Below are 12,630 nucleotides of genomic sequence, written 5' to 3'. Positions count from 1 at the left end.
AGTCACACCTTTTTAATTTGTCCAAGGCAAGTGAAACGCCGCGATGCCACGCGTGGCTTCACACTGATCGAACTGCTCGTCGTGATCGCCATCATCGCGATTCTTGCCGGTCTGCTTTTGCCCGCGCTCGCCCGCGCCAAGGCCAAGGCCAAAACGATCCAATGCGTCAACAACTGCCGCCAACTTGGCCTTGCGTGGGTCATCTATTCGAGCGACAACGGCGACCGCTTGGTCATCAATAATGGAGAAGGGATTTCATCCAAGCCGCAAAGTTTTTATCTCAGCGTGCCGAACTGGATTTCCGGCATCCTCCAGACAAACGCGACGTCCGACAATACGAATACCCTTTACCTCACGTCACCGGCCTATTCGTTGCTGGCCTCGTCGCTCGGTTCCAGCGCCGAGGTTTTCAAATGTCCCGCAGATAATTATCAGGTACAAGGACAGATCCGCGTGCGCAGTTATTCAATGAATGGCGCCATGGGCATCGGCAACGACGTCGGCGCGGGATTGCCAGGCGTTACGAAGAATGAACCCTATTGGATGGATTATCCCGGCGGCGTGGACGGAACCTACATCAAGAGCACGCAGATCAATCATCCCTCCGATACTTTCGTCATGCTTGACGAGGCGGCCACTTCCATCAATGACGGCGCGATCTACGTGGATGTCCAGGGCAAGGAACTGCTCGACCTTCCCGGCATCTATCACAATACCGGCACTTCATTCAATTACGCCGACGGTCATTCCGACGTTCATCATTGGACCGATCCAAGATTTTACAATGACATCACGCACAACGTCCCCATGATCAGCCCCGATCTTACGTGGCTGGCGCAGCACGCATGGTCGCAATAGCCGATGCCGATCAAGCTTAGTAGTAAATGTCCGTCCGGGAATCTACGACCGCAAATATTTCGCTACGGCTTCCGTTCGCGATTGCACATGCAGCTTCTCATAAATGCGCCGGATGTAAGTGCGAATGGTGTCAATGCTGATGCCCAACTGGTCGGCAATTTGTTTATAGGTCAACCCCTTGGCCAAACAATCCAGCACCATCTCCTCGCGCGGCGACAGATGCGTTTGTTTTTCATCGGAGCGTTTCGCTTTTTGAAACGAGGCCACGACCTTGCGCGCTATTGAACTCGACATCGGCGAACCGCCCGCATGCACTTCTCGGATCGCCTGCAAGAGCTTGGTCGGGCTGCTACGTTTCAACAGGTATCCGCTCGCGCCCGCGGTCAGCGCTTTGTAAATCTGGTCCGTGTCTTCATACACAGTCAGCATCAGGATTTGCATCGTGGGAACTTCGGCAGTCAATTTTTCCACGCATTCGATTCCGTTCATGCCGCCGAGATTGATGTCCATCAACACCACTTCAGGTTTGTCGGCCGGCAAACCTTTCAACGCCGCCTCGGCCGTGCTGTAACTGCTGATGCAGCGAAATCCCGGCGCGCCGTTCACGAAGGTGGCGATGGATTGCCGCAATTCTTTTTCGTCATCAACGATGGAGACAGAGATCATAATGGAGTTAGATGTTTTTTATCAGGGAATTCAGGGAAATGCCAAACTTGATGGTCGTGCCGCGGCCGGAAATGGATTCGATCGAGCAAGTGCCGCCGATGTCCGTCAATCGCTCTCGCATATTGATCAAGCCATTGCCGGAGTCCGCGCCGCAAGATTCTGCGGCATCCGAAGGCGGCAAACCTTTGCCATCGTCAATCACGGTGATTTTAAAAATTGAATTCTGGCAAACCATCGAAATAGTCGCGTGGGTCGCGCCGGAATGCTTGAGAATATTCGTGAGCGCTTCCTGGGTCGCGAGGAAAAGATGATGCCGGATTTGCGAGGGCAGGGGATATGCGGGTAGTTGCGCTGGTATCTCGAGTTCGCAAAGAATTCCCGTCATCTGGAAATAGTCCTGCGCATATTGACCGATATAGGAAGCGACGTGTTCCAGTGTGTCGTTTTGCGGATTCACCGCCCAGACGATTTCATCCAACGAATGCAAAACTTCGCGCGACGTGTCCGAGATCGAGGCAATCTGGTCCTGCAATTCGTTCGCCTGAAGCGTTCCCCGCCGCGCGTGTTCGCTCAAAAAAGAAATCTTGCACAACTTCGCTCCCATCTCGTCATGCAAATCCTGAGCGATGCGCGCGCGTTCGCGTTCGAGCGCATGTTCCTGCTCCAATCTTTTTAACCGGCGTTGCATTTTCTGTTTTTCGATCAGCCGGATTATGCCGCTGAGCACAATCATAAAGGTTGCCCCGGCCAGCGTGACGAACCACCATGCCTGCCAAAAATGCCGCAGTACTTTCACATCGAGCGTTGGCGAATTTTCCGTCCACACGCCATCGGGACCGCATGCGCTCACTCGAAATTGATAATTTCCGGCGGGGACGAATCCGTAGAAAGCAGTCCGGCGCGTGCCGGCATCCAGCCAATCCGTGTCCCATCCTTCGAGCCGATACCGAAACCGCATTGACTCGGGCGCATCGAAATTCAAGGCCGTGTACCTGAATTCAATGCGATGTTTTCCCGGAACGATTCGCAATGTCTCAGGCGCGGAACTGTTTTTAATCATTGGCATCGAGACGCCATCCACCAACACCTCTTCCAAAATCGGCGGGGCCATCGGCGTGGCTGCGGGCTGATTGTGCGGGTCTATTGCCACGACGCCTTTCAAAGTGGAAAACCATAACCAGCCGGACTTCGTCTTGAGGCCCGCGGGATAAAATCCTCCTGTGCATTCCTCGGATAACATGCCCTCCGCGCGCCCGAATACCTGTGGATACGCCAGTGAAATTTTTTCCGCTGCCAGTTCGTCAAGCCGCTGCTTGCTTACGGCAGCGATGCCCCGGCTCGTCCCCAGCCAAAGACGGCCTGCGTCATCATCAAGAATTTGGGAAATCGTGTTGTCCGGCAAACCTTCACGCGTGGTGAAGGTGGTGATACGCCCATTGCGCCATTCGCTCAAACCGCCGATGGTGCCGATCCAAAGAGTGCTTTGCGAATCCAGATGAAGCGTGCGCACGAAATCATTCAACGGATGTTGCGGGTCATTGATGCGCGTAAAACTCCCGTTGCGCAGTTGATATAAACCGCCGCCGTCCGTGCCAAACCAAATCGAGCCGTCCACCATCGGGACGATCGCGGTGATGGCCTTGCTCGTCGTCAAATTGGTTTGCGCGAGCCAGCGTCCACGATTGAGCTGCCAGATTTTTCCATCGCTCGTGCCGAACCACAGCGAATTGTCGTACGCCTCGGCAATCGAAATGATATTCGGTTTGGCAAAACGGATAATTTTGACTTCGTCAGCGGCCGTCGCAGGATCTTTATACAGCAACAGATTATTTGCGGTCGCGGCCCAGCATTGGCCGTCGCGGGTGACGAGCAGAGAGCTAACTTGCGCGTCGCTGGCGGGTACACCTGCGGGTGGCAATAAACCGAAATTTCTTCCTTCCCAGCGATAAAGACTGGCATTCGGTTTCGCGGCCCAGATAACGCCCGGTGCAACCTCCGCCAATCCTTGCACGGCGCCGAAACCGAGCCCCTCATTTTGTCCAAAGGCAAAGAGAGTGCGCCGCTGCAAACGATTTAACGCAGTGTCCGTCCCCACCCAAAGTTTCCCATCGCGATCGGTCAGAAGCGCACCTACATGGCTGCCTTCAAGTCCGGTAGCCGCCGCCACCGCCGCAAATTTTCCGTCCGTGAATTGGAACAAGCCGCTGTTTGCCGATCCCGCCCAAATCGTCCCGTTTGATTCTTCCGATAAACTCGTGATAGGCGATTTTGATTTTCCGCGCGGAAGCCGATAGCGATGCCATTGTTCGCCTTCGCGGCAGAGCACGAGGTCATCACCTGCGCCAACCCACAATCGTCTGGCGTGATCCACCAGGACACAATGTGAATTGGCCAACTCCGGCTCATCCGCAACACGAACAAAATTATTGCTGCTATATTTGAAAAGACCGACTCCCTGCGCGCCGGCCCAAATATTTCCCTGAAAATCCCGCGAGAGAACGGTGATGCGATAATGATTAAATTTGTCCAGCGCAGGAAGTGTTGCTGGTCTGCCATCTTTCAAAAAACCGATCCCCATGTCGGTTTTCATCCATATATTTCCTTCGTTATCTTCCACGAGTCCCGTCACTGCTCTGCCAGGCGACCCGCCATGCGATGCGACCATTGTTACGTTATTATTTTTCCAACGCTTCAAGGTGCCATCGCTGTAGCCGGTCCAGATTGAGCCATCCGCGTCGGACAATAATGCGGTCAACGATCCGCCTTGTTCGCCCTGGCCGATCTTTATGGGAACAAATTGCGCGCCGTCGAACCGCGCCAATCCTTTATCCGTGCCGATGCAAAGATAGCCCTCGCTCGTTTGCGCCAGCGCCGTGATGGAACCCGCGGGCAATCCCTGGCCTTTTTGCCACGACTCAAAACTAAATGACAGTATTCCGCCGGAAGGGTTGGCGATGTCGCTCGGGCGCGCACTGCTGGGATCAACGAAGTCGCTGAACGAGGTGGCAATCGCCATGTCGCTGAAGGTCCAGCCACCGCCTTTGCCAGAGTGGCACAAATGGATTTCATCGAAGCGCGCATTGGCGTTGAAACGCGTAGTCAAACTATCTGGTTGATAGACTTCGGTCGCGCCCGGGCCAAGGTCGGGGTTTAGCCACACCGTGACCAGATCATCTTCGCCGGGCACATATTGAACTTTGAAAACGAAGGTAACGCCCACACCGCGCCGGGGATATTGATAAAAGTTCGCGAGGCCATTGCCCGATGGTTCGGCTTTGGACGAACGCAAATCCACATATCCAGTCGGCTTGTTTGTATCACCGGCTTCCGCGGTCGAAACAAAAGCGCTGTACGCCCACGCCTTGAGCGCATTGCCAATTCCTAATCGCTCGACCTGTCCGTCAAAAAGCTCGAACGCCGCCAAATATTCTTCCGTGTCCTTGTCGGACAACGGGTCCACGTGAAATTTAAAATAGAGTGTGTCGTTTGCGGTATCGTCGCGCTTGACCGCGCCACCGAGAATATCGCGACCGGGGCCAGTCTGATAGGCAAGGGTGTGGTCCGGGTCGTTCCAGAGAATGACACCGCTGGCGCGCGTGGACAGCAGGATGGTCACGCACAAAACCAGCCACCCAACCGGAAACGCAAATGCCGGGATTCGGAACATGGTGCAATATTCTTAAAACTATGGAATAACCACGCAGTGGAAACAAGCAGAACAGTCTGTCACCACTTCATGTGACTTTCGGCGCGCGGTGCGCGGCTTAAATTAAGGGCAACTTAGAAAATAATACTCGTGAAGTTCAGACAAATTCTCGCAGTCGCGGGGCTGGCGTTTTTTCTCGCGCTTGCTCCCGCGAGTTTGCCCGCCGCCCCCAAACCGATTCTCGTCCATTACATGCCGTGGTTTGTTTCCAAACCCTACAGCGGCTCCTGGGGGTATCACTGGACGCTTAATCATTTCAACCCCGATGTCACCGATGCTTCGGGTCGGTTGGACATCGCGTCGTGGTATTACCCGCTGATCGGTCCCTATGATTCGCTCGATCCCGCCGTGCTCGAATATCATGTTTTGCTGATGAAGCTTGGCGGGGTGGATGGCGTGATCGTGGACTGGTACGGGATGGATAACTTTTACGATTACGGCATCAACAATCAGCGCACGCTCGCGTTGTTCAAGTGGACGCAAAAAGCCGGGCTCACATTTTCACTCTGCTATGAAGACCAAACCATCGGCAGCGAAATCAGCGGCGGGTTCATCCCGGGGGCGAATGCGATCACGCACGCACAACAAACGATGTTATATGTGCAAACAAATTTTTTCACCAATAGCGGTTATCTGCGATTGAGCAACGCGCCGGTGTTCCTGAATTTTGGCCCGCAATTTTTTAAGACGAACGCCGATTGGGTCACGGTCTTCTCGGTGTTGAACGCGACCAATAAACCGGCGTTTTATACGGAAGACAATCGTCTCGCGGTCGGCGCCGGGGCGTTTGACTGGCCGCCGATGGCGTTGTCCGGTGGCGGCACGCTTACGCCGTCGCAACTGCAAGGTTATCTCACCAGCTTTGATCAAAAAGCCGCCGCGTGGCCAAGTTTTGTGAGCAGCGGGTTTCCGCGATTCCATGATATTTATGCGCAGGCAGGTGTGGGGACATCGTACGGCTATCTGGACGATGCCAACGGCGTGACGCTTACGAATACTCTGATGCGCGCGCTAACTAACAAGTCCGCGATAGTGCAGGTGGTGACGTGGAACGATTATGGCGAAGGCACGATCGTCGAACCGACGCTGGATTATGGTTATCGCGATTTGGGAATCATCCAGGGTTTTCGTCGTCAGTATCTGGATTCGAGTTTTTCCTACGGCACCAATGACCTGAATACCGCATTGCGTTTTTATAACCTGCGAAAAAAATACACCGCATCGGCGTCCATGTCCGCGGAACTTGACCGCATCTTCACCAATGTCATTTCCGGCAAGCTGTCACTTGCCAACCAGCGCGTCAGCGCCATCGAGTCCAATCGTCCGGTGATTTACAATCTCGGATTGAACGGGACGCAGTTGCAATTTTCCATCGGTGGTTATCTGGCCAATGGCGTGCAGGTAAAAATGTCCACCAACCTAACCGATTGGCAAACGATACAGACTTTCACCGCAAGCGCGAATGCGCCCATGTTCACGATAAACGTCACCCAAAGTGTTAGCACATTCTTTAAGGTGCAGTAGCTGTATCCGTTGCTGAAACGAGTCCACAGCGGGCGATTAAAAATATCGTTGAAGATCGGGGGGGAAACGACAGCGTGGCTTATTGCCGCTGCGTATCCGCCAGCTTGCATTCATCGCATCTCGAAATTGCGTTGTGCTTTCCCTTTCACTAGAATTTCACCCATGAAGCCCAAAAACATTTTACTTTCCGTCCTGCTATTATGTTTTGGGCTGGGCATTTCCAGAAGCTCCGCTGCTGCTGCCAAACCAGTGATGGTCTATTATATGCCGTGGTTTGCGGCCAAGCCTTACCACAGTGAATGGGGCTGGCACTGGACGATGGGCCATTTTAATCCTGACATCATTGTCGCTTCCGGCGAGCGGCAGATTGCCTCGTGGTATTATCCGCTCATTGGGCCATATGATTCGCTGGATCCGGCGGTGCTTGAGTACCACGTCCTGCTGATGAAGCTCGCCGGAATTGACGGCGTGATCGTGGATTGGTACGGCTCGGCGAATTGCCTGGATTACGGTGAGAACAACGAAGCGACGCTGAAGCTTTTTGAATTCACGCGCAAGGCCCATCTCAAGTTTGCGCTGTGCTATGAAGACCAAACCATCCAGCATTTGATTGATACCAATTACATCAGCGCCAAAGACGCCATTCCACAGGCACAAAAGGAAATGCTTTACTTGCAGGACCACTTTTTCCCGGACGGAAGCTATTTGCGATTCGAGAACCGGCCCGTTTTGCTCAATTTTGGCCCGCAATTTTTTATCACGAATGGCGATTGGGAAAATATTTTCTCGGCGTTGAATCCTTCGAATCGCCCGGCATTTTTTACGGAGGATAATCGCGTCGCGGCGGGTGTCGGGGCTTTCAGTTGGCCGCCGATGTGGATGAGCCAGGCGCCGGGCACGGGAGGAATTTTATCGGATGCCGCCTTGCGTACTTATCTTGCCGACTTCGAGCAGAAGGCCGCCGGCTGGCCCATGTTCATCAGCAGCGCCTTTCCGCGGTTCCACGATATTTATCAACGCGCCGGGGTGCGCAATTACCTGGGGTATCTTGGCGACCGTCATAGCGACACCCTGCGCGAAACCCTCGCGCGCGCGATGACTAATTCTTCCACGCTGGTTCAGGTTGTGACGTGGAACGATTTCGGCGAAGGCTCGATGGTCGAACCGACCGAGGAATATGGTTATCGCGACTTGGGCATCATCCAGGATCTGCGGCGGCAATTTTTGCAACCCGAATTTTCCTTGCACACCAATGACCTCGCGCTGGCGATGCAATTTTATGATATGCGCCGAAACGTGCCCGATAAATCAGGCGCGTCCCGGAAACTTGATGAAGTGTTTAATGACATCATCACGGATAAACTTGAGCAGGCACGGAACGAATTGAACTCGATGAAAGATAAGTAGCATTGTCGAATCAACAATTCATTGAACTGTAGTTTTTTATTTCGAGGACGTAGCGGCCCCGGTGTCAATCAGGCGAAAATTATCGTAGTACATTTTTGAGTCGCGCTTGGCTTGCGGGCCTTCGGTAATAAATACCAGCACCGGGCTCATCTCGTGCCACGTGCCCCATTCCGTTTGGTCCAGGGTTACGGAATAAGTAAGACGCCGATTCTGCAACTTGCTTTGACTGCCTTGAATCGTGGGTAAAAACCCGGCGATGGTATGATAAGTCGAATTGATCCATTCGTTGGTTAGCGTTGGATAGGTCACATCCCAGCGCAGGGTATAATGGGAAAGCTGTTCGGGCGTGGGGCGTTGCTCGATGGGTTTGTCGAGTTGCAATACTTCCGCGAGTTTCGTGTGATTGAAAGGAATCACAAAATCCGCATGCCAGGCGGTTGGATTATTATTGACCACTTCGAGCGCATGACCGCCGTCGCTAACGCGCGTGTCCGAGGATCCGCCCGCCGTGTATTGCGAAAAGGTTGTGCGGATGGCGGCTTGACCTTTATCACCATCCCAATCGGTGAAATTCACCGCGCCGCCAGTCGGATTGCCGGCATCCTCGAAAGACTGAAGGACATGCACGACCGGTTTCGCGCCCGGCGCATAAGTATCCACGAGGCGGATATTATCCAGATAAATGACCGCGTTTGAAAAATCACCTTTGACATCAAAGTCGTCCGCGAAATCCAGCACAATGGGACCAGCCGCCGGCAAGCCCGTCAACAAATCCAAGGCCACCGACATCGTTCGCACCCCGCCGGAAGAAATCAGCACATCGCGGCTGTCACCTAGCAGTAGCGCACTATTGAAATACACGAAATCGTTCGCGGGCGGAAAAATAACGTCGTACCGCAAAAGGTATCGCGCGACATCTTTCGATGCTGCCGCGCGGCGAATTTTTTCCGACGCCTCGGGTGAGAGCGTGACCAGAAAATCGCGGCTGAAATTCTTTTTGCCGCTTAACACCACCTTGAGCGATTTGCCGCCTTCGGTAACATTCGGATCACGGTTATCCGCTTTAACATATTCGCCGAGGGCGACTCCCGGAGGATTCAACAAAGGCCGTCCGTCCGAACCGTGATCAACACTTGCGGAACCGATGCCGTTTTCAAAGGACTCGAGCACCACCGCATTTTCCGCGTGAACGATCGGAGCCGTTATTAAGGCGGCGCAAAATAACAGCCTGCCGTAGGAAATTTTCATTAACATAAATTTTTATATGACCACCCCTAAAAACATTTAAAGGGCTGCGGTTTTTGCCACTGACAAAAACCGCAGCCCGAGCGTGTGTGCAGTGAATTTAAATTTACTCCGTGCTCAAGCGGAATAGCACCGCCGCATTTGTCGAACTGACCGCGGTTGTGAACGGACTGCTCGAGGCCCCAACATCCAACCAGTTAGTGCCAGCGAGTCCGGCCGTGTTGGTTTGAACCTGCAACTGGAAGCCGGGAAAAGTCACGCTGTCCCACGAGAGCGTAATCTGATTGTTCGTGATGCCGGCTGCCAAAGTCAGGGGAACGACGGTGATGGTTCCGTCTATGGTTAGATCATTGGTGATGGAATAATTTGCGCCAAAGCCGGGGCCGTTGATCGTATTAAAACCATAGGGATCATTGTAGCCAATGGCATCAAAAAACTTATAAGTCGTGGTCCGAGTGATCGCGGGCCCGGTATTGGTGAGGTTCAATGTGCCACTGAAGAACAGTTGCATGTTCAACGACATCGGCACGATGATCTCGCCGGGATGCGCAAAATCCAGCACGATGGTATTTTTGAAGTCTGGCCCGTTCGTGGTGACTTCAATGGTATTTTCAATTTCGTTCGTGCCTTGGAAAGAAACGAACGGCGGAGTCAGAGGACTATTGCCCGCGATAACACCTGTGCCGAGGAAGGTGATCGTGCCGAAACCTGTTCCGATGACGGAGCCATTGTTCGTGACGCTGCCATTGACCGCCCACTCAATGACATCGCCAAGATTCCAGGTTCCGCCTGGGTTGATCGTAATATTGTTAAAAACATCATCAAGCGCGACGCTGTCGCCACACTTGTCCTCAAGCGTTCCACTGACAACGGTGTTGCCCATGACGGTCACTGGGGAACACGAACTATCATAAGTGGAACCCGGTCCGATAGTCAGATCGCCCATTGTGGTGATCATGTCGCCTTGGGCAACGCCCGCAGTTCCACCGAGAATGAAATTGCCGGAAATTGTCATCGGAGAAAGTCCATCTCCACTGACCCCGATCTCACCATTAAAAAGATTTCCAAAACCAACCAACTGAAGATTGTAATAATTCTGATGTTTGCAGAAAAAGGCGTTGCCTTGATAAATGACTGTGTTTCCCGGCGCAGTGGTATCTATCAAGCCCAGCGATTGCGTGCCTTCGCCGGCATTGGAACCAACGATGGTCAGCGTCGCGTTCGTGCCCATCGTCACCGTGCCGCTGCCATAGATATAATCAACCGTCGCATTGGTGGACACTGTGACATTGAAAGGCGCCTCAATATCGGCATTGTCGGTCGGTTGCGGCGGGACGCCACCCGGCCAAGGCTGGTCCGGCACGGTGGAATTCCACTCGCCGTTGCCGGTGGCGGTGACGGTGGTCGCCGACTGCGCGGCGGCAATACCGAGCAGAAGCGTTAAAACAGCGATGACTGATTTTGTTTTCATTTGATTGGTTGTTGGGTGGTTCAAAAATTTTGCGGCACGAAATCGGCGTAGCGCCGCTCAGGAGCAAATCGTTTTCATGTCCGAATCCGTATCATGTTCGTGGGTATCGTGACGCTAGTGGAGCCCTGCAACTGCCGGTAGTCGCATGAAGTGGGGACAGTCTGCAAGTCACGCGAGCAAAAAAATTCCCGGCTGCAAATGCAAACCGGGAAAATCATTTCGGAATCCTGTCCGGGGAGAAAATTAACTGCCGGGTTTTGGCGGTTTGTCCGCAGCCGGCGGCAAATGCGTGGCCCAGGTGTTTCCTGATTCCGGTTGATAAACCGCGGTCTGGCCGGGGGCGGAAGGAATGCGAATCAGTTTGTCGCAACCGGGGCATTGAATCTGGCGGCCGGCGAATTGTGGATCGCAAGCCAGATGTTGCTTGCACAAAGGGCATTCGAATTTGAAATCAGCCATAGGATTTGTTTATTAAAAATTGAGTCGAATAACAAGCTACTTTCATTACTAGAGCATTTCTTTTTCCAACCGTTGCACTTCGTTGCGGATGGTGTCCGTCATGCGATGTTTTATTTGGTAAACCTGATCGGTTGAGACGCCAAAATGTTTGGCAACCTTCTCCGGCGGCCATTCTTTGTTCACGTAAAAATCAAAAATCTGGTAACGCTGCGGGTCCAGAGTGCGCTTGAGATTATCGAGCGCAACCTCAAGCAGATTGCGCTCCCATTCCTTTTCCCAAACGTCTTTTAAATCGGGAATGTTTGGATCGGCGATGGCTTCCACGGCGTCCGTGCGTTTCGTTTCATCGGCGGGCAGGGGATTATCCGCGCCCGGACGGCGTTTGCGGAATTGTCCGATGATGCGCCAGCGGGTCATCGTCAGCAGCCAGCCCTTGAATGAGCCGATGGATGGATCGTAATTAAACGTCGGCATGTGCTTCGCCACGGAGATCAAAGTTTCCTGGACCACGTCCTGTGCTTCATCATCGGACAAGCCCGCCTTGCGCGCGACGCCGTAGATCAATTTCCAATATACATTGAAAAACTCGCGCCAGCTCAGGTTGTCCTGCCAATTCTTCAAGCGATGAATCAGGCTGGCGCGGGTGGGAATCAATTCTTCTTCTTTCGGCTTCATAAGCGACATTTTATTCGTGGAATCGGATTAAGGTTAAGGGTTTGTTGGGAGCAATCAAGCTTCGGCGCCAAAGCCACATTCATCAAGTTCCATGCTGTCCGTGAAGGCGGACATGATGATGCGGCGTTTCGCTTCGGCGGCGATTTTCACATTGTTGACGTGCGTGACCAGGCCGGCCACGACTTTTTGTTTTGCCTGGAACAGCAGGACGACGACCAGGCATTGCAAAATAGCGCGACGGTTGTCGCGGCGAAAACGGCTTATCCATTCCGCATCGGGAAGAATGTCATCGCACATCAGGCGAAACAAGCGGTCGCGGCGCAGAAGGAAAACGATTTGCGACGAACTGTAGATCTGCCGGGCATAACAGTAAGTCAGCAAACCCGTCATCAGGCGTGGTTGAAAAGCGACGCTGGGAGAGTCTGCGCCGTTTGGCGTGAGCGCCTCATCTTCGATTTCCGATACGGCGGCGTCCACGGCTTGCACGAGCGAATCCGGTTGGACAATTTCCATGCGCGAAGGCGAGGCGAAGGGCAGGGAACTGGGTTGGAAACTAGTCTTTGGTTCTATGGTGGTCATGGTTGTGTTTGGTTGAGGTTTAATCCCGGTACGCGCCGTT

10 protein-coding genes are annotated in these 12,630 nt (G+C 53.3%); 3 read left to right on the top strand and 7 right to left on the bottom strand.

The features are described from left to right. Window positions 1-30 precede the first annotated feature (30 nt). On the top strand, window positions 31-858 hold the full coding sequence (locus VH413_07805; GenBank protein HEX3798589.1) for a type II secretion system protein: 828 nt from the start codon (window positions 31-33) through the stop codon (window positions 856-858). A gap of 42 nt (window positions 859-900) precedes the next feature. On the opposite strand, the gene VH413_07800 is transcribed toward VH413_07805, so the two are convergent. Both VH413_07800 and VH413_07795 read right to left on the bottom strand, forming a co-directional pair. Further along, the gene (locus VH413_07800; GenBank protein HEX3798588.1) at window positions 901-1,524 is read right to left on the bottom strand and encodes a response regulator transcription factor; all 624 of its coding nucleotides are present in this window, start codon (window positions 1,522-1,524) and stop codon (window positions 901-903) included. 7 nt (window positions 1,525-1,531) lie between these two features. Next, the gene (locus tag VH413_07795) at window positions 1,532-5,191 is read right to left on the bottom strand and encodes a two-component regulator propeller domain-containing protein (protein ID HEX3798587.1); all 3,660 of its coding nucleotides are present in this window, start codon (window positions 5,189-5,191) and stop codon (window positions 1,532-1,534) included. 129 nt (window positions 5,192-5,320) lie between these two features. Between VH413_07795 and VH413_07790 the strand changes: the two genes are divergently transcribed. Then, a complete protein-coding gene (locus VH413_07790) occupies window positions 5,321-6,754 on the top strand; it encodes a glycoside hydrolase family 71/99-like protein (protein HEX3798586.1) in 1,434 nt (477 codons plus the stop codon). Between the two features lie 162 nt (window positions 6,755-6,916). After that, the gene (locus VH413_07785; protein HEX3798585.1) at window positions 6,917-8,161 is read left to right on the top strand and encodes a glycoside hydrolase family 71/99-like protein; all 1,245 of its coding nucleotides are present in this window, start codon (window positions 6,917-6,919) and stop codon (window positions 8,159-8,161) included. Window positions 8,162-8,197: 36 nt separating this feature from the next. On the opposite strand, the gene VH413_07780 is transcribed toward VH413_07785, so the two are convergent. From VH413_07780 to VH413_07760, 5 genes are all read right to left on the bottom strand, one after another. Further along, window positions 8,198-9,415, bottom strand: a complete 1,218-nt coding sequence (locus VH413_07780; protein HEX3798584.1) for a hypothetical protein — start codon at window positions 9,413-9,415, stop codon at window positions 8,198-8,200. A gap of 97 nt (window positions 9,416-9,512) precedes the next feature. Then, entirely contained in the window at window positions 9,513-10,877 is a 1,365-nt protein-coding gene (locus VH413_07775; protein HEX3798583.1) for a hypothetical protein, read from the bottom strand. Between the two features lie 243 nt (window positions 10,878-11,120). After that, a complete protein-coding gene (locus VH413_07770) occupies window positions 11,121-11,336 on the bottom strand; it encodes a hypothetical protein (protein HEX3798582.1) in 216 nt (71 codons plus the stop codon). Between the two features lie 48 nt (window positions 11,337-11,384). After that, the gene (locus tag VH413_07765; protein ID HEX3798581.1) at window positions 11,385-12,011 is read right to left on the bottom strand and encodes a sigma-70 family RNA polymerase sigma factor; all 627 of its coding nucleotides are present in this window, start codon (window positions 12,009-12,011) and stop codon (window positions 11,385-11,387) included. 54 nt (window positions 12,012-12,065) lie between these two features. Continuing rightward, window positions 12,066-12,590: a transposase gene (locus VH413_07760; protein HEX3798580.1), complete on the bottom strand. Its 525-nt coding sequence runs from the start codon at window positions 12,588-12,590 to the stop codon at window positions 12,066-12,068. Between the last annotated feature and the right edge of the window lie 40 nt (window positions 12,591-12,630).

It is taken from the genome of Verrucomicrobiia bacterium (assembly GCA_036268055.1).
In the GTDB taxonomy this organism is placed as follows: Bacteria; Verrucomicrobiota; Verrucomicrobiia; order Limisphaerales; family Pedosphaeraceae; genus DATAUW01.
Note: the sequence above shows the minus strand (reverse complement) of the source record. Positions and strands in the feature narration are given on the sequence as shown.